This is a genomic window from Embleya sp. NPDC055664, from assembly GCF_053618075.1.
On the sequence record NZ_JBSHGZ010000008.1, the window covers coordinates 149,592 to 174,243 of the forward strand.

The window sequence follows — 24,652 nt, forward strand, 5'->3', positions numbered from 1 at the left end:
TCCGAGACATCCGGAATGTATGCGGGAGATCCAACTGTGGGACGACTCTTCGGTACGGACGGCGTGCGTGGCCTGGCGAATGGCCGGCTGACCGCGGAACTGGCGCTCGACTTGGCGGTCGCCGCCGCGCGGGTGCTCGGATCACGCGGCCGGGACGGGATTCCGCAATCAGGGCACGGCCGCAGGCCGTTCGCCGTGGTCGGTCGTGACCCGCGGGCGTCCGGGGAGTTCCTGGAGGCCGCCGTGGTCGCCGGGCTCGCGGGCGCGGGTGTGGACGTCTACCGTGCCGGCGTGTTGCCGACGCCGGCGATCGCCTACCTGACCGGACTGCTCGGCGCGGACCTGGGCGTGATGCTCTCCGCGAGCCACAACGCGATGCCGGACAACGGGATCAAGTTCTTCGCGCGCGGCGGGCACAAGCTGCCCGACGAGGTGGAGGACCGGATCGAGGCGCTGCTCGGCACCGAGTGGGAGCGGCCGACCGGCTCCGCGGTCGGCCGGGTACAGGACCACCCCGAGGGCCACGAGCGCTACGTCGAGCACCTGCTGTCGTCCCTGCCGCACCGCCTGGACGGGCTCAAGGTGGTCGTGGACTGCGCCAACGGCGCCTCCTCGGCGGTCGCGCCGGACGCGCTGCGCCGGGCCGGCGCCGAGGTGATCGCGATCCACGCCGAGCCCGACGGCCTGAACATCAACGACAATTGCGGCTCCACGCACATGGACGCGCTCGCGGCGGCCGTGGTCGAGCACGGCGCCGACGCGGGCATCGCACACGACGGCGACGCCGACCGGTGCCTGGCGGTGGACGCGCGCGGCGAGTTGGTCGACGGCGACGCGATCCTGGCGGTGCTCGCGCTGGCCATGCGCGACGGCGGGCATCTCGTGGACAACACGTTGGTGGCCACCGTCATGTCCAACCTCGGGCTCAGGCTGGCCATGCAGGCCGCGGGCATCAAGATGGTCGAGACCGCGGTCGGCGACCGCTACGTACTGGAGGCCATGCAGGCCTCGGGGCTTTCGCTGGGCGGCGAACAGTCGGGCCACGTGGTGCTGTTGGAGCACGCGACCACCGGCGACGGCACGCTGACCGCGCTGCGCCTGCTCGCGCGCGTCGCGGAGACCGGCAAGCCGCTGCACGAGTTGGCGTCGGTGATGACCCGCCTGCCGCAGCAGTTGGTCAACGTCGCCGGCGTGGACCGCACCCGGGTGCACACCACCCCCGAACTCGCCCGCGCCGTCGCGCTGGTGGAGGAGCGGCTGGGCGCCACCGGCCGGGTGCTGCTGCGTCCGTCGGGCACCGAGCCGCTGGTTCGGGTGATGGTCGAGGCCGAGACCCACGACCAGGCGCACGAGGAGGCCGCGCATCTGGCCGAGGTGGTACGCACGTTGCTCGCGCTGGACTAGGTCCTGTCCGGCGGTCGAACTCGCGCGAGTTCACGACGACTCGGCGGCTCCCGGCGCGATGGCCGGGGGCCGCCGCTTGCTGCGTGCGGCCTGGAGGTTCCACAGGCCGCGCTGGACGAGCAGGGTCAGGGTGCCGGCTATGACGATGGCGCCCAGGTTCAGGCCGAGTTGGCCCAGCGAGCCGCCCGCCTGCGCGTAGTCGGTGTACCAGATCGCGACCGAGGCGTTCGCGGCGGCGGGCACGGTGGTGACCGAGATCAGCACACCGATCAGCGCGCCGGATTTGGCGCTGGTCAACGAGAGCATGCCCGCGACACCGGCCAACAGCGCGACCCAGAAGGACAACCAGTCCGGTTGATAGATGAACTCGGTGAGCGGGCGCGGGCGCTCCAGCATGTCCCGGTCGAACAGGTCGAGCGCGCCCAGGAGCCCGGTGAAGGCCATGGTGGCCAGCATCGCGACCGGGAAGCCGATCAGCAGGGCGAGTCCGGAACGGGCGGCGAGCCGGGGCCGACGTTGTACCGCCGCCACGCACAGTCCGGCCAGCGGGCCGAACTCGGGGCCGACCACCATCGCGCCGACGATCAGGATCGCGTTGTCCAGCAGCACACCGCACGCCGCGATCATGGTGGCCACCGTCAAAAAGGCCAGGAACGTCACCGAGAGGGTCGACTCCTCGGAGGTGGCCTCCTCGATCTCCTCCCAGACTACGGAGTCGGCGCTCTCGCCCGGCGCGTCCCGCTCCGCCTCGTCGGCGGAGCGGGACAACATCACGTCCAGGTCCTCGAGCGCGATCGAGCCGTCCCGGTGCAGGTCCAGCGCGCGCAGTTCGGCGAGCACCGAACTGGTGGCCTCACGGGCGAGGTCGCAGGAGATCACGTCGCCCGCGGGCTGCACCGCGGCGCCCGGCCAGATCACCAGGTGGGTGGCTCCGGGCTCGGTGAGCAGCAGGTCGCGCACGGCGGCGCTGCGCTCCACGGGGACGATCAGACGAAGATGAAACATCCCGTGAAGGTACCCGGGTTCACAACTTGCGCAGCCGCAGTCGGCTCACCGCGTGCTCCGCGTCCTTTTGCAGCACCAGCGTGGCGCGCCCGCGGGTGGGGCGGATGTTCTGCACGAGGTTGACCTCGTTGATCGTCGCCCACGTGTTCTCCGCGTAGCGCAGCGCGTCGTCGGGCGTCATCACCGCGTACTTGCGGAAGTACGAGGCCGGGTCGCGGAACGCGGTCTGGCGCAGCTTGAGGAAGCGCTCCAGGTACCAGCGGCGGATGTCCTGGGTGCGCGCGTCCACGTACACGCTGAAGTCGAAGAAGTCGGACAGCGCGAGCCGGGGGCGCCCGTCGGCGGTCGGCGACGCCGGTTGCAGCACGTTGAGGCCTTCGACGATCAGGATGTCGGGCCGGTGGATGGTCAACCGCTCGTTCGGCACGATGTCGTAGGTCAGGTGCGAGTAGACCGGCGCGGTGACCTCGGGCTTGCCCGCCTTGACGTCGGCCACGAAGCGCACCAGGGCCCGCCGGTCGTAGGACTCGGGGAATCCCTTGCGGTGCATGATGCCGCGGCGTTCCAGCACCTCGTTGGGGTACAGGAAGCCGTCGGTGGTCAGCAGTTCCACGTGCGGGTGGTCGGGCCAGCGGGCGAGCAGTTCGCGCAGGATGCGCGCGGTGGTGCTCTTGCCGACGGCGACGCTGCCGGCGACGCCGATCACGAACGGTATCCCCGGGTTCTCGCCGTTGCCCAGGAACGTGGTCAGCGCGCGACCCAGGCCCCGGGTGGCGCCGACGTAGAGGTTGAGCAGGCGCGACAGCGGCAGGTAGACGTCGGAGACCTCGTCCAGGTCCACCACGTCGCCCAGGCCGCGCAGGCGCTCGAGTTCGTCCGCGGTCAGCGGCAGCGGCGTCCCAGCCCGCAGTCGGGTCCAGGCGGCGCGGTCGAGTTCGACGAAGGGGGACAGGTCGCGAGCCGGTCCCTGAGCCGCGAAGGAATGCACCCGCTCATTGTCGCCAGTGGGCGCGGGCCGCCCGTCGCCGGGCCGTCGAACGTGTTTCCGCCGGCTCGATGCGGACCCCGTAGGCTGGCCCCCATGTGCGGGATTGTGGGATATGTGGGCGCTCAATCGGCGCTGGATGTGGTCATCGGCGGGCTCAGGCGGCTGGAGTATCGCGGCTACGACTCGGCCGGGGTGGCCGTGCTCGTCGACGGTGCGCTGGTAAGCGAGAAGCGGGCCGGGAAACTGGCCAACCTCGTGGACGCGCTGACGCAGTCGCCGCTTCCGGTGGGGACGTGCGGCATCGGTCATACGCGGTGGGCCACACACGGCGCGCCCAACGACGTGAACGCGCATCCGCACCTGGACAACGCGGGTCGGGTCGCCGTCGTGCACAACGGGATCATCGAGAACTTCGCGGCGCTGCGGGCCGAGCTGGCCGAGCGCGGGCACAAGCTGGCCTCCGAGACGGACACCGAGGTCGTCGCGCACCTGCTGGCCGAGGAGTTCGCGGGCGCGGGGCAGGACCTGGCCGAGGCGATGCGCCGGGTCTGCCGCCGCCTGGAGGGTGCGTTCACCCTGGTCGCGACGCATGCCGACGCCCCCGACGTGGTGGTCGGCGCGCGCCGCAACTCCCCGCTGGTGGTCGGTCGCGGCGTCGGCGAGAACTTCCTCGCCTCGGACGTGGCCGCGTTCATCGAGCACACGCGCGAGGCGATCGAGCTGGGCCAGGACCAGGTCGTGGAGCTGCGCCGGGACAGCGTCACGGTGACCGACTTCCACGGCGCGCCGGCGGCCTTTCGCGAGTACCACGTCGACTGGGACGTGTCGGCCGCGGAGAAGGACGGCTACGACTACTTCATGCTCAAGGAGATCGCCGAACAGCCCAAGGCGGTCGGCGACACCCTGCTCGGCCGGATCGGCACCGACGGGCGCCTGGTGCTCGACGAGGTGCGGATCGCCGACGAGGTGCTGCGCGAGATCGACAAGGTGGTGATCATCGCCTGCGGTACCTCGTTCCACGCGGGCCTGATCGCCAAGTACGCGATCGAGCACTGGACCCGGGTGCCCTGCGAGGTCGAGCTGGCCAGCGAGTTCCGCTACCGCGACCCGATCCTGGACCGGCAGACGCTGGTGGTGACCATCTCGCAGTCCGGCGAGACGATGGACACCCTGATGGCCCAGCGGCACGCCCGCGAGCAGGGCGCCAAGGTACTGGTGATCTGCAACACCAACGGCTCGACGATGCCGCGCGAGGCGGACGCCGTGCTGTACACGCACGCCGGCCCCGAGGTCGCGGTGGCCTCGACGAAGGCGTTCTTGACCCAGCTGGTCGCGTGCTACCTGGTCGCGCTGTACCTGGGCCAGGTGCGCGGCACCAAGTGGGGCGACGAGATCACCGAGGTGATCGAGCAGCTCGCGGCGATGCCCGAGATGGTGGACAAGGTCCTGGACACCATGGAGCCGGTGCGCGAGCTGGCGCGATCGCTCAAGGACGCGGGCTCGGTGTTGTTCCTGGGCCGGCACGTGGGCTACCCCGTGGCCCTCGAAGGCGCGCTCAAGCTCAAGGAACTGGCGTACATGCACGCCGAGGGCTTCGCCGCGGGCGAGCTCAAGCACGGCCCGATCGCGCTGATCGAGGAGGGCCTGCCGGTGGTCGTGGTGGTCCCGTCGCCCCGCGGGCGCTCGGTGCTGCACGACAAGATCGTGTCCAACATCCAGGAGATCCGGGCCCGGGGCGCGCGCACCATCGTGATCGCCGAGGAGGGCGACGAGGCGGTCGTGCCGTACGCCGACCACCTGGTGCGCATCCCGGCCACGCCGGTGCTGCTGCAGCCGCTGGTTTCCACGGTGCCGCTCCAGGTGTTCGCCTGTGAGCTGGCCACGGCCAAGGGCCACGAGGTGGACCAGCCGCGCAACCTGGCGAAGTCGGTCACGGTCGAGTAGTCCGTCCCGCTCTTCGGCCGCCCCGCGCCCTCCTCGAACGAGGGGGCGAGGGGCGGCCTTTCGCGGTTTCGGCACGGTTTTCCGGTCGGGTGTGCGCCGTCGGCGCGGTGTGTGGTCAGCCCAGGTGGGTGTCTCCCTGGGCGATCAGGAGCTTGCGCAGCAGGCCGTTGAGCAGGTCGCGCTCGCCGTCGTCGAGCACGGCCAAAAAGCGCGCCTCGTTCTCGATGTGGCCGAGCAGGATGTCGTCCACGAGCCGGATGCCCTCCGGGGTCAGCCTGACCCGGACCGAGCGGCGGTCCTCGGTGCTGACCGAGCGCTCGACCAGGCCCTTGGCGGTGAGCTTGTCCACCCGGTTGGTGATCGCGCCCGACGTCACCATCGCCGAGCGCAGCAGCGTGCCCGCGCTGACCCCCTCGACGCCGCCGGAGCGGCGCAGCGTGGCCAGCACGTCGAACTCGGAGAAGTCGAGCCCGTACCGGGCGAAGTAGGTCCGCAACGTCTGGTCGATGTACCGGCGCAGTCGGTTCATGCGTCCGACGGCGGCCATCACATCCAGCAGGTCGGTGTCGATCTCGGGGCGTTCACGGTGCCATTGGTCCCATACGTCATCAATTGCGTCACGTCCGGTCATGGCTCCAATTTATCTCAACGCTCATCTACTTGACGCTCGCAGATTCGAGGTATTTACTTATCTCAACGTTCAGATAGTCAGTGCTCGCAAAACTAGCGTTGAGGTGAAAGTCATGGCGGTTCAGGGCGGTAGCAAGGGACTCGGTCGCCTGGGGATGCTCCTGGCGACGGCCGTCGCCCCGGCCACGTGGGGGACCACCTACCTCGTGACCACGGAGATGCTTCCGGCGGACCGGCCGCTGCTCGCGGCGGGCGTGCGGGCGCTGCCCGCGGGTCTGATCCTGGTCGCCCTGTCGCGCCGACTGCCCACCGGCGTGTGGTGGTGGCGCTCGTTCGTCCTGGGGATGCTCAACGTCGGACTGTTCTTCCCGCTGATCTTCGCCGGCGCCTACCGCCTGCCCGGCGGTGTCGCCGCCACGATCGGCGCGGTGTCGCCGCTGATCGTCGCGGGCCTGTCCTTCCTGATCCTGAAGGTGCGCACGCAGCCCCGGGTGCTGTTCGCCGGCGTCGGCGGGGTGATCGGGGTCGGCCTGCTGGTGCTCAGCTCGCAGGCGAGGATCGACCCGATCGGGGTCGGCCTGATGCTCCTGGCCACCACCCTGATGGCGACCGGCGTGGTGATGTCGGCCCGCTGGGGTCGTCCCGAGGGTGTCTCGCTCCTGGCCACCACCGGTTGGCAGCTCACCGTCGGCGGCATGGTCATCGTCCCGCTGATGTTCGCGGTCGAGGGCATGCCGCCGGTGCCCACCGGCCGCAACCTGCTCGGCTTCGGATACCTCGTGCTGATCGGCACCGCGCTCGCCTACGTCCTGTGGTTCCGCGGCATCGAGCGGCTCGGCGCCGGGGTGGCCTCCTTCCTCGGCCTGGTCAACCCGGTGATCGCCACGCTCGCCGGCCTGATCGTGCTGGGCCAGACGCTGACCCCGCTCCAGGTGCTCGGCCTGGTGATCGCCCTGGGCGCGATGGTGCTCGGCCAGCGGGCCCCCCGGCGCGCCCCCGAGGTGCGGGTCGAGGCGCCGGTCACCATCACGAAGCAGACCCGTCGGTCGGAGGTCGTCGAAGCCTCCTGAGCGGACGGGAGCACACCGCCACGAGCACCGCGCAGGACCGTTTCGCGAGCCGATCGGGCCGCATCCCCACCGGGGATGCGGCCCGGCCGCGTTGTCGGCGCGTCGTCGGTGGGTGGGTCGGCGCGGGCGGCCGGTGTGTGTTCTTCGGCGCCGCGCCCGGCAATAGGCTCGGGCCGTGATCATCGGTGTGGGTATCGACGTGGCGGACATCGCGCGCTTCGGGCAGTCGCTGGAGCGCACGCCCGGACTGGCCGATCGGCTGTTCACCGACGCGGAGCGGAACGTGCGCCCCGGACAGCCCCGCGGAGTCGCCTCGCTGGCCGCGCGCTTCGCCGCCAAGGAGGCGCTGGCCAAGGCGCTCGGCGCGCCCGGCGGACTGCACTGGCTGGACGCCGAGGTGACCACCGAGGACTCCGGCCGCCCGCTGCTGGCCGTCACCGGCACGGTAGCCGCGCGCGCCGCCGTGTTGGGTGTGACGCACTGGCATGTGTCGCTCAGCCACGACGCGGGCATCGCTTCCGCTGTCGTCATCGCCGAGGGCTAGGGGGCCGCCCATGCGCGCCGCACACACGGTCGAGCAGGTACGCGCCGCGGAGGCCGCGCTGCTCGCGACGCTGCCCGAGGGCACCTTGATGCGCCGCGCCGCGGCCGGGCTGGCCGGCACCTGCGTGCGCCTGCTCGACCGGGTCTACGGGGCGCGCGTGGTGCTCCTGGTGGGCAGCGGCGACAACGGCGGCGACGCGCTGTACGCGGGCGGCATGCTGGCCCGGCGCGGCGCGCGCGTGGACGCCCTGCTGCTCGCCCCGGACCGGGCCCATCCGGCCGGCCTCGCCTGGGCCCGCGCGGCCGGCGTCCGGGCACGGGACGCGGTCGACCCGGAGGGCCCCGGCCTCGCCGACCTGCTCGGGCGGGCCGACCTGGTCCTGGACGGGATCGTCGGGATCGGCGGCCGGGGCGCACTGCGCCCGACCCCCGCCGCGCTGCTCGCCCGGGTGTCGGGGGCGACCGTGGTCGCCGTCGACGTGCCCAGCGGGGTGGACGCGGACACCGGCGAGGTCGCGGGCGCGGCGGTGCGCGCCGATGTGACGGTCACCTTCGGCACGCACAAACCGGGCCTGCTGATCGACCCCGGCGCCGCCCACGCGGGAGTGGTGCACCTCGTCGACATCGGCCTCGGCCCGCACCTGCCGGAGCCGGACTCGACCGTGCTGCAACACGACGACGTGGCCCGCTTGTTGCCCGCCCCCTCGGGCGAGAGCGACAAGTATTCGCGCGGTGTGCTGGGCGTGGCCGCGGGCTCCCCCCGCTACCCGGGCGCGGCGGTCCTGGTGGTCGGCGCGGCGGTGCGCGGCGGGGTCGGCGCGGTCCGCTGCACGGGGCCGGCCGCCGTGCTCGGCCCGGTGCTCGCGGCCCACCCCGAGGCGCTGGCGAGCCGGGCGCTTCCGGCCGAGGCGGGCCGGGTGCAGGCGTGGGTGGTGGGCCCCGGCCTGGACACCGACCCGGATGCCGAGGCGCGCTTCGCGAGCGTGCTGGACGCGGAGGTGCCCGTACTGGTGGATGCGGACGGCCTGACCCTGCTCGCCCGCTCCGCCCCCGGCACGTGGCCCGCCCCGGCGCTGCTGACCCCGCACACGGGCGAGGCGGTGCGCCTGTTCGCCGCCGCGGGCGTCGAGGTCACCCGCGAGCGGATCGAGGCGGGGCGGCTGGAGCACGCGCGCCGGCTCGCCGCGCTGTACCGCTGCGTGGTGTTGCTCAAGGGCTCCACCACGGTGATCGCCGCGCCCGACGGCCGGACCCGGGTCAATCCCACCGGCACCCCGCGCCTGGCCACCGCGGGCAGCGGCGACGTGCTCTCCGGCCTGGCCGGCGCGCTGCTCGCGGCCGGCCTGGACGCGCTGGACGCCGCCTCCGCGGCCGCCTGGCTGCACGGACTGGCCGCCCGGACGCTGCCCGGCCCGGTGACCGCGCCGGACCTGGTCCGGGCGCTGCCCGGGGTGTGGGCGGACGTCGCCGGCACATGAGGAGGACGCCGCCCGGGCCCGGGCCTGCCACACTGGGAGTCTTGAGTTCGGGGATCCTCCGGGCCCGGCGGCCGGCCGGGACCGCGCCCCGGACTCGCGTTCGATGATCGTCGTCGGAAGGACCACCTGCCCCATGCGTGCCGAAGCGCGGATCGATCTGGATGCGATTCGGGACAACATCGCGGCCATTCGAGCCCGGGTGGGATCGGCGGCGGTGATGAGCGTGGTCAAGTCGAACGCCTACGGACACGGCATGATCCCCTCCGCGCGGGCGGCCCGCGCGGGCGGCGCGACCTGGCTGGGCACCGCCGTGGTCGAGGAGGCGCTGGCGCTGCGCGCGGCGGGCGACACCGGCCGGGTACTCGCCTGGCTGTGGGCCCCCGGCGACGCCTTCGAGGAAGCGGTGCGCGCCGACGTGGACATCTCGGTGAGCGGATCGTGGGCGCTGCACGAGGTGGTGGCGGCCGCCCGGGCGGCCGAGCGACCGGCGCGCGTGCACCTGAAGGCGGACACCGGCCTGGGGCGCAACGGCTGCACGCCCGCCGACTGGCCGGCCCTGGTCGACGCCGCGCTCAAGGCCCAGGCCGACGGCACGGTCGAGGTGGTCGGCCTGTGGTCGCACTTCGCATGCGCCGACGAGCCCGGGCATCCGTCCGTACCGGCCCAGTTGGGCGAGTTCGTGGCGATGCTTGCCCACGCCGAGGGCCGCGGGGTCACCCCCGAGGTGCGGCACATGGCCAACTCGCCGGCCACGCTGCTGCTGCCCGACACCCACTTCGACCTGGTCCGGGTCGGCGTGGCCGGCTACGGCCTCTCGCCCGTGCCCGAGGTCGGCGGCCCGGCCGACTTCGGCCTGCGCCCCGCGATGACGCTGGCGGCGAACCTGGCCGGGGTCAAGCGGGTGCCGGCCGGCCACGGTGTCTCGTACGGGCACGCCTGGATCGCGCCGAGGGACACCAACCTCGCGCTGATCCCCACCGGTTACGCCGACGGCATCCCCCGCCACGCGAGCAACGTCGGCCCGGTCCTGGTGGCGGGACGGCGGCGCACGATCGTGGGCCGCGTCGCGATGGACCAGTTCGTGGTCGACCTCGGCGACGACGAGGCGAGCGCGGGCGACGAGGCGATCCTGTTCGGCCCCGGCGACCGGGGCGAGCCCACCGCCGAGGACTGGGCGGCGGCGATCGGCACCATCTCCTACGAGATCGTCACCCGCATCGGTGCCCGCGTGCCCAGGGTGTACACCGGGACGGGCGCGTCGTGACCACCCCCGTGCCCGCCTCCTCCGGCGCCGGCCGCGCGCTCGGCCGCCGGGCCGGCATCGTCGGCGCCGCGGTCGGCGTGCTCGCGGCGGGCGCCGCCGCGGGCGTGGCGATCGAGCGCATGACGGTCGGCCGCGCCTTCCGCCGCCGTACCGAGGCCCAACTGGACGCGCTCGCCGAGTTCGGCACGCTGCGCGGCGAGCCGCACCTGATCACCGCCGAGGACGGCGTCGAGTTGTACGCCGAGGTGGACGGCGACCGGGACGCACCGGTGACCGTGGTGTTGTGCCACGGCTACTGCCTCGACATGGACTGCTGGCACTACCAGCGGGCCGCGTTGCGCGAGGAATACCGGCTGGTGCTCTACGACCAGCGCAGCCACGGCCGCTCCGGTCGCGGCGCGCCGGAGACCTCGACGATCGACCACCTCGGCGCGGACCTGTACACCGTGCTCGGCGAACTCGCGCCCGAGGGACCGCTGGTGCTGCTCGGCCACTCGATGGGCGGGATGACCATCATGGCGCTCGCCGACCAGCACCCCGAGCTGTTCGGGGAGCGGGTGATCGGCGTCGCGCTGATGAACACGTCGGCGGGCCGCTGGGCGACGGTGACGCTGGGCATCCCGGCGGCCGGGGCCCGACTGGTGCACCGGATAGCGCCGGGGCTGCTGCGTACCCTCGGCCGGCGCGCCGCGCTGGTGGAGGCGGGGCGGCGCGCGGCCCGCGACCTGGTGTACCTGTTCACCGAGCGATACGCCTTCGACTCGGAGGTGGACCCCACCCTGGTGCGGTTCACCGACCGGATGATCTCGGGCACGCCGATCGACGTGATCGCCGAGTTCTTCCCCGCCTTCGAGACGCACGACAAGCTGGCCGCGCTGCCGGCGCTGGAGACGGTGGAGACGCTGGTGGTGGCCGGGGAGGGCGACCTGATCGCGCCCGCCTCGCACAGCGAGGCGATCAAGGAGGCGCTGCCCGGCGCCGAGTTGCTGATCGTGCCGAACTCCGGACACCTGACCCCGCTGGAGCATCCGGAGGTGGTGAACGCGGCGCTGCGCGGGTTGCTCGCGCGTGCCGTGCGCGCGCCCGGTCGGCGCGGTGGGAAATCCGGCGGGAAATCCGGTGGGCACGGGCGCGGCGAATCCTCCGCACAGGTCGGATTCGACGCGGGTCGGGATCCTGACGGACAGTGATCCCGTGCAGGGGTCCCGAGACCGCGGGCGGATTCGGGACGACGGTGGGGTCCGAAGGCGGTTCGGGCCGACGGGACCGGCGTGGTGGGAGTGCTGAAGTGGTGCGAAGTGTGACCGTGACGGTCGCCGGCGGCGCGGACACGCGCGCGCTGGGCGCCCGGTTGGCGAAGGTGTTGCGGGCGGGCGACCTGCTCGTGTTGTCCGGCGGTCTGGGCGCGGGCAAGACGACGCTGACCCAGGGCATCGGGGTGGGCCTGGGCGTGCGGGGCGCGGTGACCTCGCCGACGTTCGTGATCGCCCGCGTACATCCGTCCGAGGTCGGCGGTCCGGCCCTGGTGCACGTCGACGCCTATCGACTCGGCGGCTCCGCCGACGTCACCGCGGAGATCGACGGCCTCGACCTCGAAGCCTCGCTCGACGAGTCGGTGACCGTCGTGGAGTGGGGCGAGGGCATGGTCGAGGACCTGACCGAGGACCGCCTGGAGGTGGCCATCGACCGCGACCACGCCGATGCGGACCCGCTCGCCGCGAGTGCGGGCGACTTCGCCGGCGACGAGGTGCGCACGATCCGGGTGACCGGGATCGGGGCCCGCTGGGCCGGCGCCGACCTGGACGGGTTGGCGGGCTGACGCCCCGGGCCGGTTCGGCGGATCCATCGGGATCCGCCGGGACGGGCGCCGGTCAGGTGCCCGCCGCCGGGGCCTGGGAGGCGGGTGTCTCGGGCGGGCTCGGGGACCGGCTCGGCGGGCGGGTGCTCGCTCCGCCGCCGGTGGGCGTACCCGGCGAGGAGGTGCCGCTCGGCGCCGTCGTGGTCGGCGGGGTGGTGTTCGGCGGCGTGCTGCTCGCGGGCGCCGTCGTCGGGGGCGCCGTGCCGGGCGGCGGCGTACCGGTGCTCGGCGGCACCAGACCGGTGTCGGGACCGCCGAGACCACCCTCGGTGTCCTCCGGGAAGTCGGCGACGCCGGTGCCGGCGAGCGCGGCGCGCATGTAGGTCGTCCACATCCGGGTCGGCAGGTTGCCGCCGTCCACCCGGGCCAGCCCGGCGACCCCGGACAGGGACAGGAACGCGTGCGTGTCGGCGTCCTCGCGGAACATGCCCATCGAGGTGGCCAGGTCCGGGGTGTACCCGACGAACCAGGCCGAACGGTTGTCGTCGGTGGTGCCGGTCTTGCCCGCCGCCGGGCGGTTCAGCGCCTGCGCGCGAAATCCGGTGCCGTCGTCCACGACGCCGCGCAACACCCGGGTGACCGCGTCCGCCTGCCGGCTGTCGTAGGCGTCCTTGGCGTCGTGGTCCGGCAGGTCGATCGTGTCGCCGCCGCGGCTGAGCTTGTCCACGGGGTACGCGTCGCGCTGCTTGCCCTCGGCGGCGAAGGTGGCGTAGGCCGCGGCCATGTCCAGGGCGCTGGGCGTGGAGGTGCCCAGCGAGACGGACGGTACGGGGCGCAGCCCAGGCGTGGTCGCGGGCAGTCCCGCGTCCACCGCGGCCCGCACCACCCGATCGGTGCCCACGTCCATGCCGAGTTGGGCGTAGGCGGTGTTGACGGACCGGTCCATCGCCCGGGCCAGGGTGATCTGCCCGTAGCTCACCCCGTCCTCGTTGCCGGGCTGCCACGGCACCCCGTCCTGGATCACCGGCTTGCCGTTCGGGTAGTGGATCACCACGTTGTCGTTGCCGTTGTAGACCGTGGCCGGGGTGATCCGCACCCGTTTGCCGTCCGGGTCCTGGGCGCCGTCGCGCAGTCCGGCGGCGAGTACGAACGGCTTGAACGTGGAGCCGACCTGCACGTCGCGGCGGGTGGCGTCGTTGACGAACTGTTTGACGTAGTTCGGGCCGCCGTAGACCGCGACGATGCGCCCGGTGCCGGGCTCCACGGACGCGGCGCCCACCCGCACCCCGACGTCGACGGAGCGGTCGGTGGGGTCGAGCGACTGGGCGAGTTGGTCCTGCACGGTCTTGTACAGCGTCTCGGTCTTGCGCTTGTCGAACGTGGTGGTGATCGCGTAGCCGCCCGCGTCGAGCCGGTCCTCGTCGACCACCTTGTGGTCGAGCAGGTAGCGCTTGGCCATCTCGACCAGATAGCCGTTGACCCCGGCCAGGTTGGCCGCCGGGCGCGGATCGACCGGCTCCGGGAAGACCATGCCGGCGCGCCGCTCGGGGGTCAGCCACTTCTCCTTGACCATGCCGTCGAGCACGTAGTTCCACCGGGCGAGGATCCGCCGCCGCCCCGCCTCGCCCGCGTTGCGCACGTCGTTGGCGCTCGGCGCGTTGAGCAACACCGCGAGGTAGGCGCCCTGTTCGACGGTGAGTTGCCCGACGTCGACGCCGTAGTACGCCTGTGCGGCGGCCTCGACGCCGTAGGCGCCGCGCCCGAAGTACACGCTGTTGAGGTAGCCGGTGAGGATGTCGTCCTTGGCCACGGTGCGGTCGAGCTTGACCGCGATGATGGCTTCCTTGAACTTGCGGCCCAGGGTCTGTTCCTGGGTGAGGTAGACGTTCTTGACGTACTGCTGGGTGATCGTCGAGCCGCCCTGGAGGCCGCCTCCGCCGCCCGCGAGATTGCTCAGCAGGGCGCGGACGGTGCCGGTGATCGAGACCCCGGAGTTCGAGTAGAAGGAGCGGTCCTCGGCGGCGAGCACCGCGTGTTGCACGTCGATCGGGATCGCGGCCAGCGGCACCGCCTGCCGGTTGGTGGCGCCGGTGCGGGTGATCTCGGTGCCGTCGCTCCAGTTCCAGACGTTGCTCTCCTGCCGGGCCTGCGCGTTGACCGTCTCGGGAACCGGGGTGATCGCGTAGACCAGGCCCACGGCGGCGAACAGACCGGAGAGGGCCAGGAGCAGCAGGGTGAGCAGGTGCTTGAACGAGGGCAGCCAACGGCGCGGACCCCGGCGATTGCTCCGGGGATAGTCGAACAGCCTGCGCCGGGGAGTCGGCCCTTGGACGTCGCCGGGACCGCTCGGACCGGAGGAGTCGTGCGCCACGCCGCCCACCTGTTCCTCGGTGCCATTGCCCTGACGGGCCCTGCCGGTCGCCCGCGTGTGCCCGGTGGGGCCGGTGTGACCAGAGGGATCATCATTCCGATGATATGTGGGCAAAGCCAAAGAAAGGCTGCCGAATCGGACAATGGTGGGCGTGGCGCGGCGGACCCGATCGGCTCAGGGCCTCGCGGCGGCGCTCGGCGCGTCGCGACCGGGGCTCAGCGGATCGCGACCGGGCTCACGGCACCACGATGACGGGTGTGCCGACCGGGGCGAAGTTCCACAGCGCGACGCCGTCGTCCGGCTTCGAGCGGATGCCCGCGCTCTGCTTGGCGGGCGGCGCCGAGGTGCGCGGGCGGGCGGTGCCGGTGGGGGAGGGGCCGGTTTTGCCGCCACTGTCGATCTGGTCCAGCGGGGTGTCCGTGGCCGCGAAGCCGAGCGGCACGCCCTGGACCGCGCCGAAGCGCACGGAGTAGGTGATCCGCAGGCCGTCGCTGCCGGTCTGCGCCTCCTCCTTCTTCAGCGTCACCTGGAACGTGCCCGGCTGCGGCCTGATCGGCGCGGCGGCCACCGGATACTCGCGCAACATGCGCTCGGCCTCGTCGACCAGCCAGACGTGGTTGTCCTTGAGCGAATACACGACCCGCTTGCCGGTGCCGGAGTTGGCGGGCACGGCCGGTGGGACGTAGACCGGCGCCACGGGCGCGCCGGAGGCGCCGGAGGGGGTCGGCGTGCTCGTCCGCGCTATCCCCCGATTGTCCGGCGCGGAGTTCGCGGCCTGGGCCGCGAGGAAGCCGACGCCGACCAGCGCGGCGATGGTGATGCCCGCGACGGCCACGCCCGGGTTGAGCCGCTTCGCCATTGCCTTGGGTCCCTCTTCCGCCGTGTGTCGGCCTCCATGGTGCCGGCAGCCGGTGTCCCCGCGTCGGAGCCGGGTCGGCTTTTCCTCGCGAACGCGTCCCGGGAGGCGCCGGCGGGCGGGCCCGCGCTCCGCGGTCGGTAGCCTGGTGCCGTGCTGCTGCTCGCCTTCGACACCGCCACCCCGGCCGTCACGGTCGCCCTCCACGACGATTCCCGCGTGCTCGCCGGTTCCACCCGCATCGACGCGCGCCGGCAGGGCGAGTTGCTCGCGCCCGGCATCGTCGACGTGCTCCGGGCGGCGGGACGCACCCGCGCCGAGCTCACCGACATCGCGGTCGGCGTCGGCCCCGGGCCGTACACCGGCCTGCGGGTGGGCATCGTGACCGCGCTCGCGCTGGGCGACGCGCTCGGCATCCCCGTGCACGGCGTATGCACCCTGGACGCGCTCGCGTACGCGGCCGGGCGCGAGGCCACGGTCGCCGGGCCGTTCACGGCCGCGACCGACGCGCGCCGCAAGGAGGTCTACTGGGCGCGGTACGACGACGCCCACACGCGCGTCGAGGGACCGTCGGTGGACCGCGCCGGCGACCTGGCCGCGAGCGTCACCGCGCTGCCCGCCGTCGGCGCGGGCGCCGCGCTGTACCCGGACTCGTTCGCGGACGTGCGCGGCCCCGAACACCCGGACGCCGCCGCGCTAGCGGCGTTCGCCGTCGAACGCCTGACCGCCGGCCTCGACCTGCTCCCGCCGGAGCCCCTCTACCTGCGCCGCCCCGACGCCCAGGTCCCCGCCGGCTACAAGGCCGTCACCCCCGCGGGGCCCCCGCCCGGGGCGTAGCCCGGCCGGGCCACACCGGGCAGGCTCTAGACTTCCGGCATGGAATTCGGGTCTCGCCTGCGGCGGATGCGGTGGTGGGACATCGAGGCCGTGATGCGACTCGAGCACGAGTTGTTCGCCGAGGACGCGTGGTCGGCGGGGATGTTCTGGTCCGAGTTGTCGGAACCGGAGATGCGGCACTACGTGGTCGCCGAGGACGAGACCGGCGCCCTGGCGGGATACGCCGGGCTCGCGGTGATCGGCGACGAGGGCGACGTGCAGACCATCGGGGTGCGCCGCGATCGTTGGGGCACGGGCCTGGGCGCGCTGCTGTTGACCGAACTGCTCGACCTGGCGGTGGCACGCGACTGCCGGGACGTACTGCTCGAGGTGCGGGTGGACAACGCCCGCGCGCAGGCGCTGTACGAGCGCTTCGGCTTCAAGGGGATCGGCGTGCGCCGGGGCTACTACCAGCCCGCCAACGTGGACGCGTTGGTGATGCGCTGCGATTTGAAGGAACGTCGGGAAGGAACGGCCACCGGTGGCTGACGAACCACTCGTCCTGGGCATCGAGACCTCGTGCGACGAGACCGGCATCGGCATCGTGCGCGGCACCACGCTGCTTGCCGACGCGGTCGCCTCCAGCGTCGACGAACACGCCCGGTTCGGCGGTGTGGTGCCCGAGGTCGCCAGCCGCGCGCACCTGGAGGCGATGGTGCCGACGGTGCGGCGCGCGCTCGCCGACGCGGGTGTCACGATGCGCGACATCGACGCGATCGCGGTCACCTCGGGACCGGGCCTGGCGGGCGCGCTGCTGGTCGGCGTCGCCGCGGCCAAGGGCTACTCGGTCGCCCTCGACAAGCCGCTGTACGGCGTCAACCACCTGGCCTCGCACGTGTGCGTTGACCAGCTGGAGCACGGCAAACTGCCCGAGCCGTGCATGGCGTTGCTGGTCTCCGGCGGGCACTCCTCGCTGCTGCTCGTGCCCGACATCACCTCCGATGTGCGCCCGCTGGGGTCGACCATCGACGACGCGGCGGGCGAGGCGTTCGACAAGGTCGCGCGCGTGCTCGGACTCGGCTTCCCGGGCGGACCGGTGATCGACCGGTGGGCACGCGAGGGCGACCGCGCCGCGATCGCCTTCCCGCGCGGGCTGACCGGTCCGCGCGACGCGCCGTTCGACTTCTCCTTCTCCGGCCTCAAGACCTCGGTCGCGCGCTGGGTCGAGGCCCGGCAGCGGGCCGGGGAGAGCGTGCCGGTGGCGGACGTGGCGGCCTCCTTCCAGGAGGCGGTGGTCGACGTGCTGACCCGCAAGGCCATCCGGGCCTGCAAGGAGAACGGCGTCGGGCACCTGATGATGGGCGGTGGCGTGTCCGCCAACACCCGCCTGCGGGCGCTGGCGCAGGAGCGCTGCGACGCGGCGGGGATCGTGCTGCGCGTGCCGCGGCCGGGCCTGTGCACCGACAACGGCGCGATGGTCGCCGCGCTGGGCGCCGAGATGGTCGCTCGCGACCGGGCCCCCTCCACGTTGTCCATCCCGGCCGACTCGTCGATGCCGGTCACGATCTCGCAGGCGGTGTCCTGACCGTGGCGATCGCGGCGATGTGGGAGGCCAGGACCGAGTCCGGCGACGGTGCGGCGCTGGCCGCGTGGGTGCACGAGGTGGCGCTGCCCGTCGTGGCCGGCGCGCCCGGCCTGGAGCGGATCGAGGTGTTCGCCGCCCCGGACGCACCCGACGGGGACCGCGTGGTGGTGATCGCGCTGTGGACCGGCCCGCCGGTGGCGCTGCCCGAGCCGCCGGCCGCCCTGGTCGCCAGGCCGCCGCACACCTGGAACTTCGAACGGCTCAGCGTCGGCCCCTGAGGCCCCGGCGCCGCCCCTGCCCCCGCCCCGCCCGAGTCGGCGCAACACTCGACCCGCGTCCGACGAGGAGGCCATTCGCAAGCCGGACGCGGGTCGAGTGCCTTGGCTGATGGCGGCGTGCCGCCGCACGTGCCATTGGCCTTGCCGGGAGTGTGCCCAGCGCATCGGCCGCTCAACAGTCCTTCGACAGTCCCTTGAACAGGGCTTGTCCGGACCGTGACAGGCCGCCGCGCCGCGTAGCGTGGGCGCGGGTGGATCGGGCGAACGGTCCAGGCGACGGAAGGGCCGGCGACAGTGGTGCATGGAACGGTACAAAAGCGGCGAGGCGTATTCGCCTCGGTCGGCGTCGGCCTGGCCGGCGTACTGCTGCTCGCGCTGACCGGCTGCGGCGGCGGATCCGACGGCACGTCGTCGGTGAAGGCGACCCGGGCACCCTCCGGCGGCACCTCGACCGCAGCCGCCAAACCGGCGCCCGCGGCCAAGCCGGACACCCCCGGCGCCGACCCCGCCACGCTCGCCGCGAAGTGGAACCTGAAGCCGTTCGCCGCGCCGCCGGCCCCGCCCGCGGACAAGCCGATCAAGGGGGGCGGGCCCAAGCCGCCGGTGGTGGAGAAGATCCCCACGCAGGAGAAGATCGTGTTCATCACGATCGACGACGGCGCGGAGAAGGATCCCAAGTTCCTGGACATGATGCGGGACCTGCGCATCCCGGTGGCGATGTTCCTCAACGACACCTACGTGCGCCAGGACCCGGAATACTTCCGCAAGCTCCAGGACCTCGGCGCCACCGTGCAGAACCACACGCTCTCCCACCCCGACCTGAAGACCCTGGGCGCCGACGCGCAAAAGCACCAGATCTGTGGCCAACAGGACCGGCTCGGCGAGCTGTACGGCAAACGCCCGACGTTGTTCCGCCCGCCCTACGGCAACTGGAACGCGACCACGCAGACGGTGGCCGGCGGTTGCGGCGGGATCGGCGCGATCGTCAAGTGGCAGGAGTCGATGCAGATCAACGACATGCAGTACGTGGGGGAGAAGAAGCTGCACCCGGGCGACATCATCCTGGCCCACTTCCGCGGCCCCGGTGAGCTCAAGGGCACCACGATGACCGAGATGTTCGGCAACATGCTGCGCAAGATCCAGGCCCAGGGCTTCACGATCGCGCGCCTGGAGGACTACATCGGCTGAGGACCGCCTCGGCCCCGGTCACCCGCTGCCGGACACCGGGTGACCGATCAGCATCGTGGGCGCGCCCGCCACCCGGGTCAGCAGCACCGTGGCCGCGTTCGGGCCGGTGGGGCGGACCCGGCGGCGGACCTCCTCCGGCTCGACCGCCGAGCCGCGCTTCTTGACCGTCAGGGTGCCGACGCCGCGCTCGCGCAGCAGGGCCTTGAGCCGCTTGAGGTTGAACGGCAACACGTCGGTGATCTCGTACACGCTCGCGAACGCGGTGTGCACCAGCCGGTCCGAGGTCAGGTAGGCGATCGTCTCGTCCACCAGGTTGCCGTCCACCAACTCGCCGACCTCGGACACCAGATGGGCCCGGATCACCGCGCCGTCCGGCTCGTAGAGGTAGCGGCGCATCGGGCCCACCGGCGCCTGCCGGACGACCCCCGAGGTCAGCTCGGCGCCGCCGGGCAGCAGGGTGGCACGCAGGCCGGCCCGGGCGAGCCCGCCCCACCACAACACCGCCTCCTTGACGTCGCCGCGGTCGGAGACCCACTCCGCCTCCATGCCGGCGGGCACGATCTCGTGTGGGATGCCGGGGGCGACCTTGGCCGCGCCGGCGGGGACGCGGGCGGCGAGGGTGGTCAGGAACGAGAAGGGCGGCGCGTACGACTCGGGGTCGAAGGTGCGGCCGCGGGCGGTGCGCCGGGCCGGGTCGATCAACGCCGCGTCGTAGCCGGACGGATCCACCGCGGTCGCGTCCGCGCACTCGACCGTGATCAGGTCGGCCAGGCCCAGCGCCTCCGCATTGGCCCGCGCCACCGCGCAGGTCGGCGGATCGAGGTCGACCGCGTGCACCGCGATCCCGGCGCGGGCCAGCGCGAGCGCGTCGCCGCCGATGCCGCAGCACAGGTCGATCGCCCGGCGGACGCCGGCCGCGGCCAGCCGGACGGCCCGGTGGTCGGCCACCGAGGTCCGGGTGGACTGCTCCAGGCCGTTGGCCGTGAAGAACATCCGGTCCGCGTCCGCCCCGAACTTGGCCCGGCCACGCTGCCGCAACCGGGACTGGGTGAGCGCGGCGGCGATCAACTCCGGCGGATGTTCCCGACGCAACCGGGTGGCCAGCGACAACTCGTCCGCGGCGTCGTGTTCGGCCAGCAGGTCGAGCAGGGCGCGGCCCTCGTCGGTCCGCAGCGCGGTGAGGGCTTCGATGGCGTCGGTGTGCACCCGGCCATTCTCGCCGAGCGCCCGGCCCCCCTCGATCCGTGGCCCATCGGCATGAAGCCGGCCCCCTCGATCCGTGGCCCATCGGCATGAAGCCGGCCCCATCGATCCGTGGCCCATCGGTATGAAGAACGCTCGCGACGCGCTGAATCTGGCACTCTGGTTGACGGAGTGCTAACCGCCACCTAGTGTCTGTGCTGGCACTCTCCCCATGAGTGTGCCAGTGCGATACGAGCAGGTCCGGCACCCGCGACGACGGATCTGTCCCATTCGCCGACAGACATTTTTCCGTGAGATCTCCGAAGGGGGAGGTCGCATCGTGACGACCGCCAACACCAAGGTTGCCATCAAGCCGCTCGAGGACCGCATCGTGGTTCAGACGCTTGAGGCCGAGCAGACCACCGCGTCGGGTCTCGTGATCCCGGACACCGCCAAGGAGAAGCCCCAGGAGGGCGTCGTCCTGGCCGTGGGCCCGGGTCGTTTCGAGGACGGTCAGCGTCTGCCGCTCGACGTCGCCGTCGGTGACACCGTGCTGTACAGCAAGTACGGCGGCACCGAGGTGAAGTACAACGGCGAGGAATACCTCGTTCTCTCGGCCCGCGACGTGCTCGCGATCATCGAGAAGTGACATCGCGCTGACGCGCCGGAACCGGTGACGGTTCGACGACCCCGCCCCGGATCGCCCTGCCCTCGCGGCCGGTGGACCCGGGGCGGAGTCGGTTGTACGACGTCGAAAAGCAACCTTTAAGGACGAAGACCCTCATGGCGAAGATCCTCCAGTTCGACGAGAAGGCCCGGCGGTCGCTGGAGCGCGGCGTCAACGCGCTGGCCGACACCGTCAAGGTCACGCTCGGCCCCAAGGGCCGCAACGTCGTGATCGACAAGAAGTTCGGTGCCCCGACCATCACCAACGACGGCGTGACCATCGCCCGTGAGGTGGAGCTCGAGGACGCGTACGAGAACCTTGGCGCGCAGCTCGCCAAGGAGGTCGCGACCAAGACCAACGACATCGCGGGTGACGGCACCACCACCGCGACGGTGCTCGCCCAGGCGCTGGTGCGCGAGGGTCTGCGCAACGTGGCCGCCGGCGCGGCCCCGATGGACCTGAAGAAGGGCATCGACCTGGCCGTCGCCGCCGTGTCCGAGCAGCTGCTCGGCACCGCCCGCGCGATCGACGGCAAGGAGGACATCGCCGCCGTCGCCGCGCTGTCCGCCCAGGACAAGCAGATCGGCGAGCTGATCGCCGAGGCCATGGACAAGGTCGGCAAGGACGGTGTGATCACCGTCGAGGAGTCCCAGACCATGGGTCTGGAGCTGGAGTTCGCCGAGGGCCTTCAGTTCGACAAGGGCTACCTGTCGCCGTACATGGTCACCGACCAGGAGCGTATGGAGGCCGTCCTCGACGACCCGTACATCCTGATCCACCAGGGCAAGATCTCGGCCATCGCCGAGCTGCTGCCGCTGCTGGAGAAGATCATCCAGGCCGGCGCGTCGAAGCCGCTGCTGATCGTGGCCGAGGACGTGGACGGCGAGGCGCTGTCCACCCTGGTCGTGAACAAGATCCGCGGCACCTTCAACGCGGTCGCGGTCAAGGCCCCGGGCTTCGGCGACCGCCGCAAGGCGATGCTGGAGGACATGGCGATCCTGACCGGCGGTCAGGTCATCGCCCCCGAGGTCGGCCTCAAGCTCGACCAGGTCGGCCTGGAGGTGCTGGGCAGCGCCCGTCGCATCACCATCACCAAGGACGCCACCACCCTGGTGGACGGCGCCGGCGACGGTGCCGCGATCGCCGACCGGGTCAAGCAGATCAAGCGTGAGATCGAGTCCACGGACTCCGACTGGGACCGCGAGAAGCTGCAGGAGCGGCTCGCGAAGCTGGCCGGCGGCGTGTGCGTGATCCGCGTGGGCGCGGCCACCGAGGTCGAGCTCAAGGAGAAGAAGCACCGTCTCGAGGACGCGGTCTCCGCGACCCGCGCGGCCATCGAGGAGGGCATCGTCGCCGGCGGCGGCACCGCCCTGGTGCACGCGGCCTCGGTGCTCGCGGAGAACCTGGGCCAGACCGGCGACATCGCGACCGGTGTCGCGGTCGTGCGTCGCGCCGTGGTCGAGCCGCTGCGCTGGATCGCCGAGAACGCGGGCCTCGAGGGCTACGTGATCGTCAACAAGGTGCAGGAGCTCGGTGTCGGGCACGGCTTCAACGCCGCGACCGGCGAGTACGGCAACCTGGTCGACTCGGGCGTCATCGACCCGGTCAAGGTGACCCGCTCCGCGCTGCAGAACGCCGCGTCGATCGCGTCGCTGCTGCTCACGACCGAGACCCTGGTCGTCGAGAAGCCGGCCGAGGAAGAGCCCGCCGGGCACAGCCACGGCGGCCACGGCCACGCGCACTAGTTCCACGCGCATCGGTTCCGCGTGCCCGGGCTCCCCGCGCACCGGTTCCACCCCGCACGTCCCCGACGGGCCCGACCGCATCCCCGCGGTCGGGCCCGTCGGCCTTTTCGCCGCCGGCCCGATCTGCGAGAGTGCCCCGAGCCCGATAACTGACGGACCGTCAGCCGCCGGGTGCGGCCGATCCCGTCGAGCAGCACGAAGGAGACACATGGGTACCTACGCGATCACCGGCGCGGCCTCCGGCCTGGGCGCCGCGACCAAGGCCCGGCTGGAGGCGGACGGGCACCGGGTGATCGGCGTCGATCTGCGCGACGCCGACGTCACCGTGGACCTGGGCACGGCCGCGGGTCGGGCCGAGGCGATCACGCGGGTCACCGAGCTGTCCGGCGGCGTGCTCGACGGCTTCGTGCCGTTCGCGGGCCTGGCCGCGGCCACCGGTCGGTCGGGCGGCCTGCTGGTGTCGGTGAACTACTTCGGCGCGATCGTGCTCCTGGAGGGGCTGCGTCCGCTGCTCGCCGCAGGCGACGGCGCCTCGGTCGTGCTGATCAGCTCGAACTCCACGACGGCGCAGCCGAACTGGCCGGTCGAGGTGGCCGACTTGTGCCTGTCCGGGGACGAGGCGGGGGCGAGCGCGGCCGCCGAGGCGTTCGGCGAGTTCGCGGCGCTGCAGGCCTACCCCGCGACCAAGGCGGCGCTCGCCTGGTACGCCCGCACCCGGTGCGCCGAGTACATCGCCGACGGTATCCGGCTCAACGCCATCGCGCCGGGCCTGATCGAGACCCCGATGACGGCCGAGGGGCGCACCGACCCGCTGACCGCCGAGGGCATGGAGATGTTCCTGAACACCATCCCGGCCGGTCGCGGCGGCCGGCCCGAGGAGATCGCCGCGCTGGTGGCGTTCCTGCTCGGCGGTGAGTCGAGCTTCTTCGTCGGCTCCGTGGTCTTCTGCGACGGCGGCACCGACGCCTCCTTCCGGGGCAAGGACTGGCCGAAGGTGTGGGAGATGGACGTGTCCGCCTTCCAATAACGGGCCGAACCCTCCCTCACGTCCCGTGCCGACACGTGTCGCGCGACCCGCCCGTGTCGACGTTCGGCGGCCCGCCTCCTGGCTTGGGGGCGGGCCGCCGAACGTTTCACGATGGTGTTGTCGGGCTCCGCCATGGGTGCGGGAGGCGAGGCGTGGACGCCCGTGGGGGTCGATGCGTGGGAGATCGTGGAGGTCGGGGCGTCACGGACGCGCGCCGCTCGCCGCGGCCGCCCGTTCCGCGGCGACCCCGTGCCGGCGGTCGCTGTCGAGTTCGACCCGTTCGTCCTCGGTGAGCCCGCCCCATACGCCATACGGCTCGCGCACCTTGAGCGCGTGCGTGGCGCACTGGCGACGGACCGGGCACCGCATGCAGACTTCCTTGGCCGAAGCCTCCCGGGCGACCCTGGCGGCGCCTCGCTCGCCTTCGGGATGGAAGAACAGTGCGCTGTCGACTCCGCGACAGGCTGCCGACAGCTGCCAGTCCCACAGATCGGCGTTGGGGCCGGGGAGTCGCGAGAAATCAGCCATGACTCGTCCCTCTGCTTATCGCGTACGAGTGATCGGTGAGCAGGGATGCCACCTCTGGTGCGGACCGTGCAGAACAGTCGTGATCAAGCGATCAGAAGTAGGTGCGACTGTGTCACGAAATGATCAGTTCCAATCCTAATTCCCACTTATGCATCGAATCCCGAAAAAATTACCCAGGGTGGGGTCTGCGGCGGGGGTATCGGGTGAATCGTGATGATGTGGTGCGAATGGGTGTGGTGTGGGTGGAGGGGCGTTCGGGGGTTCGGGCAGTGGGGAGTGGGGGTG

General features: G+C 72.4%; 23 protein-coding genes. 16 read left to right on the top strand and 7 right to left on the bottom strand.

Annotated features, from left to right (window positions below; all coding sequences use genetic code 11):
• Positions 1 to 36: 36 nt before the first annotated feature.
• The gene (gene glmM / locus ACWGR4_RS16870; RefSeq protein WP_380005398.1) at positions 37 to 1,404 is read left to right on the top strand and encodes a phosphoglucosamine mutase; all 1,368 of its coding nucleotides are present in this window, start codon (positions 37 to 39) and stop codon (positions 1,402 to 1,404) included.
• A 30-nt stretch (positions 1,405 to 1,434) separates the two neighbouring features.
• On the opposite strand, the gene ACWGR4_RS16875 is transcribed toward glmM, so the two are convergent.
• Positions 1,435 to 2,409 (bottom strand): DUF389 domain-containing protein, encoded by a 975-nt coding sequence (locus tag ACWGR4_RS16875; RefSeq protein ID WP_380005396.1) that lies wholly within the window; start codon positions 2,407 to 2,409, stop codon positions 1,435 to 1,437.
• A 19-nt stretch (positions 2,410 to 2,428) separates the two neighbouring features.
• On the bottom strand, positions 2,429 to 3,397 hold the full coding sequence (coaA, locus tag ACWGR4_RS16880; protein WP_380005394.1) for a type I pantothenate kinase: 969 nt from the start codon (positions 3,395 to 3,397) through the stop codon (positions 2,429 to 2,431).
• A 93-nt stretch (positions 3,398 to 3,490) separates the two neighbouring features.
• On the opposite strand from coaA, the gene glmS reads away from it, so the two are divergent.
• The gene (gene glmS / locus ACWGR4_RS16885) at positions 3,491 to 5,341 is read left to right on the top strand and encodes a glutamine--fructose-6-phosphate transaminase (isomerizing) (RefSeq protein ID WP_380005392.1); all 1,851 of its coding nucleotides are present in this window, start codon (positions 3,491 to 3,493) and stop codon (positions 5,339 to 5,341) included.
• A gap of 115 nt (positions 5,342 to 5,456) precedes the next feature.
• Here the strand turns inward: glmS and ACWGR4_RS16890 are convergent, their stop codons facing one another.
• Positions 5,457 to 5,972 (bottom strand): MarR family winged helix-turn-helix transcriptional regulator, encoded by a 516-nt coding sequence (locus ACWGR4_RS16890; RefSeq protein ID WP_380005390.1) that lies wholly within the window; start codon positions 5,970 to 5,972, stop codon positions 5,457 to 5,459.
• A 112-nt stretch (positions 5,973 to 6,084) separates the two neighbouring features.
• Between ACWGR4_RS16890 and ACWGR4_RS16895 the strand changes: the two genes are divergently transcribed.
• From ACWGR4_RS16895 to tsaE, 6 genes are all read left to right on the top strand, one after another.
• On the top strand, positions 6,085 to 7,041 hold the full coding sequence (locus ACWGR4_RS16895) for an EamA family transporter (RefSeq protein WP_380005388.1): 957 nt from the start codon (positions 6,085 to 6,087) through the stop codon (positions 7,039 to 7,041).
• A 175-nt stretch (positions 7,042 to 7,216) separates the two neighbouring features.
• Positions 7,217 to 7,585: a holo-ACP synthase gene (locus ACWGR4_RS16900; protein WP_380005386.1), complete on the top strand. Its 369-nt coding sequence runs from the start codon at positions 7,217 to 7,219 to the stop codon at positions 7,583 to 7,585.
• A 10-nt stretch (positions 7,586 to 7,595) separates the two neighbouring features.
• The gene (locus ACWGR4_RS16905) at positions 7,596 to 9,062 is read left to right on the top strand and encodes an NAD(P)H-hydrate dehydratase (RefSeq protein ID WP_452132810.1); all 1,467 of its coding nucleotides are present in this window, start codon (positions 7,596 to 7,598) and stop codon (positions 9,060 to 9,062) included.
• A gap of 133 nt (positions 9,063 to 9,195) precedes the next feature.
• Positions 9,196 to 10,326 carry an alanine racemase gene (alr, locus tag ACWGR4_RS16910; protein ID WP_380005382.1) on the top strand — a complete coding sequence of 377 codons (1,131 nt, stop codon included), beginning with the start codon at positions 9,196 to 9,198 and terminating at the stop codon, positions 10,324 to 10,326.
• Entirely contained in the window at positions 10,323 to 11,516 is a 1,194-nt protein-coding gene (locus tag ACWGR4_RS16915) for an alpha/beta fold hydrolase (RefSeq protein WP_452132811.1), read from the top strand. The genes alr and ACWGR4_RS16915 overlap by 4 nt, the downstream gene beginning before the upstream one ends.
• 110 nt (positions 11,517 to 11,626) lie before the next feature.
• Positions 11,627 to 12,145, top strand: a complete 519-nt coding sequence (tsaE, locus tag ACWGR4_RS16920; RefSeq protein WP_452132812.1) for a tRNA (adenosine(37)-N6)-threonylcarbamoyltransferase complex ATPase subunit type 1 TsaE — start codon at positions 11,627 to 11,629, stop codon at positions 12,143 to 12,145.
• 52 nt (positions 12,146 to 12,197) lie between these two features.
• On the opposite strand, the gene ACWGR4_RS16925 is transcribed toward tsaE, so the two are convergent.
• Both ACWGR4_RS16925 and ACWGR4_RS16930 read right to left on the bottom strand, forming a co-directional pair.
• Positions 12,198 to 14,495, bottom strand: coding sequence for a transglycosylase domain-containing protein (locus ACWGR4_RS16925; RefSeq protein WP_380005376.1), 2,298 nt, complete (start codon positions 14,493 to 14,495; stop codon positions 12,198 to 12,200).
• A gap of 235 nt (positions 14,496 to 14,730) precedes the next feature.
• Positions 14,731 to 15,354, bottom strand: coding sequence for a L,D-transpeptidase family protein (locus tag ACWGR4_RS16930; protein WP_380005374.1), 624 nt, complete (start codon positions 15,352 to 15,354; stop codon positions 14,731 to 14,733).
• Between the two features lie 150 nt (positions 15,355 to 15,504).
• On the opposite strand from ACWGR4_RS16930, the gene tsaB reads away from it, so the two are divergent.
• The 5 genes from tsaB to ACWGR4_RS16955 all read left to right on the top strand — a co-directional run bounded on the left by tsaB (position 15,505) and on the right by ACWGR4_RS16955 (position 19,218).
• On the top strand, positions 15,505 to 16,188 hold the full coding sequence (gene tsaB / locus ACWGR4_RS16935; RefSeq protein WP_452132813.1) for a tRNA (adenosine(37)-N6)-threonylcarbamoyltransferase complex dimerization subunit type 1 TsaB: 684 nt from the start codon (positions 15,505 to 15,507) through the stop codon (positions 16,186 to 16,188).
• Positions 16,189 to 16,227: 39 nt separating this feature from the next.
• Positions 16,228 to 16,716, top strand: coding sequence for a ribosomal protein S18-alanine N-acetyltransferase (gene rimI / locus ACWGR4_RS16940; RefSeq protein ID WP_380005370.1), 489 nt, complete (start codon positions 16,228 to 16,230; stop codon positions 16,714 to 16,716).
• Positions 16,709 to 17,752, top strand: a complete 1,044-nt coding sequence (gene tsaD / locus ACWGR4_RS16945) for a tRNA (adenosine(37)-N6)-threonylcarbamoyltransferase complex transferase subunit TsaD (RefSeq protein ID WP_452132814.1) — start codon at positions 16,709 to 16,711, stop codon at positions 17,750 to 17,752. Before rimI ends, tsaD begins: the two co-directional genes overlap by 8 nt.
• A 2-nt stretch (positions 17,753 to 17,754) precedes the next feature.
• Positions 17,755 to 18,030, top strand: coding sequence for a hypothetical protein (locus ACWGR4_RS16950; RefSeq protein WP_380005366.1), 276 nt, complete (start codon positions 17,755 to 17,757; stop codon positions 18,028 to 18,030).
• 294 nt (positions 18,031 to 18,324) lie between these two features.
• Positions 18,325 to 19,218, top strand: a complete 894-nt coding sequence (locus ACWGR4_RS16955) for a polysaccharide deacetylase family protein (RefSeq protein ID WP_380005364.1) — start codon at positions 18,325 to 18,327, stop codon at positions 19,216 to 19,218.
• Between the two features lie 18 nt (positions 19,219 to 19,236).
• On the opposite strand, the gene ACWGR4_RS16960 is transcribed toward ACWGR4_RS16955, so the two are convergent.
• On the bottom strand, positions 19,237 to 20,424 hold the full coding sequence (locus ACWGR4_RS16960) for a class I SAM-dependent methyltransferase (RefSeq protein WP_452132815.1): 1,188 nt from the start codon (positions 20,422 to 20,424) through the stop codon (positions 19,237 to 19,239).
• A gap of 316 nt (positions 20,425 to 20,740) precedes the next feature.
• Here ACWGR4_RS16960 and groES point away from each other — a divergent pair, with 316 nt between their 5' ends.
• The 3 genes from groES to ACWGR4_RS16975 all read left to right on the top strand — a co-directional run bounded on the left by groES (position 20,741) and on the right by ACWGR4_RS16975 (position 23,839).
• Positions 20,741 to 21,049, top strand: coding sequence for a co-chaperone GroES (groES, locus tag ACWGR4_RS16965; RefSeq protein WP_078975694.1), 309 nt, complete (start codon positions 20,741 to 20,743; stop codon positions 21,047 to 21,049).
• Between the two features lie 134 nt (positions 21,050 to 21,183).
• Positions 21,184 to 22,812: a chaperonin GroEL gene (gene groL, locus ACWGR4_RS16970; RefSeq protein WP_380005587.1), complete on the top strand. Its 1,629-nt coding sequence runs from the start codon at positions 21,184 to 21,186 to the stop codon at positions 22,810 to 22,812.
• Between the two features lie 208 nt (positions 22,813 to 23,020).
• Positions 23,021 to 23,839, top strand: coding sequence for an SDR family oxidoreductase (locus ACWGR4_RS16975; protein ID WP_380005360.1), 819 nt, complete (start codon positions 23,021 to 23,023; stop codon positions 23,837 to 23,839).
• 201 nt (positions 23,840 to 24,040) lie between these two features.
• Here the strand turns inward: ACWGR4_RS16975 and ACWGR4_RS16980 are convergent, their stop codons facing one another.
• Positions 24,041 to 24,367, bottom strand: a complete 327-nt coding sequence (locus ACWGR4_RS16980; RefSeq protein WP_380005358.1) for a WhiB family transcriptional regulator — start codon at positions 24,365 to 24,367, stop codon at positions 24,041 to 24,043.
• Positions 24,368 to 24,652: the final 285 nt, after the last annotated feature.

Excerpts from the sequence above, each read along its gene's own strand:
- ACWGR4_RS16975 (WP_380005360.1), top strand. The coding sequence starts at position 23,021 with ATGGGTACCTACGCGATCACCGGCGCGGCCTCCGGCCTGGGCGCCGCG.
- ACWGR4_RS16905 (WP_452132810.1), top strand. The coding sequence starts at position 7,596 with ATGCGCGCCGCACACACGGTCGAGCAGGTACGCGCCGCGGAGGCCGCG.
- ACWGR4_RS16980 (WP_380005358.1), bottom strand. The coding sequence starts at position 24,367 with ATGGCTGATTTCTCGCGACTCCCCGGCCCCAACGCCGATCTGTGGGAC.
- ACWGR4_RS16890 (WP_380005390.1), bottom strand. The coding sequence starts at position 5,972 with ATGACCGGACGTGACGCAATTGATGACGTATGGGACCAATGGCACCGT.
- ACWGR4_RS16875 (WP_380005396.1), bottom strand. The coding sequence starts at position 2,409 with ATGTTTCATCTTCGTCTGATCGTCCCCGTGGAGCGCAGCGCCGCCGTG.
- groL (WP_380005587.1), top strand. The coding sequence starts at position 21,184 with ATGGCGAAGATCCTCCAGTTCGACGAGAAGGCCCGGCGGTCGCTGGAG.
- alr (WP_380005382.1), top strand. The coding sequence starts at position 9,196 with ATGCGTGCCGAAGCGCGGATCGATCTGGATGCGATTCGGGACAACATC.
- ACWGR4_RS16895 (WP_380005388.1), top strand. The coding sequence starts at position 6,085 with ATGGCGGTTCAGGGCGGTAGCAAGGGACTCGGTCGCCTGGGGATGCTC.
- glmS (WP_380005392.1), top strand. The coding sequence starts at position 3,491 with ATGTGCGGGATTGTGGGATATGTGGGCGCTCAATCGGCGCTGGATGTG.
- rimI (WP_380005370.1), top strand. The coding sequence starts at position 16,228 with ATGGAATTCGGGTCTCGCCTGCGGCGGATGCGGTGGTGGGACATCGAG.
- ACWGR4_RS16930 (WP_380005374.1), bottom strand. The coding sequence starts at position 15,354 with ATGGCGAAGCGGCTCAACCCGGGCGTGGCCGTCGCGGGCATCACCATC.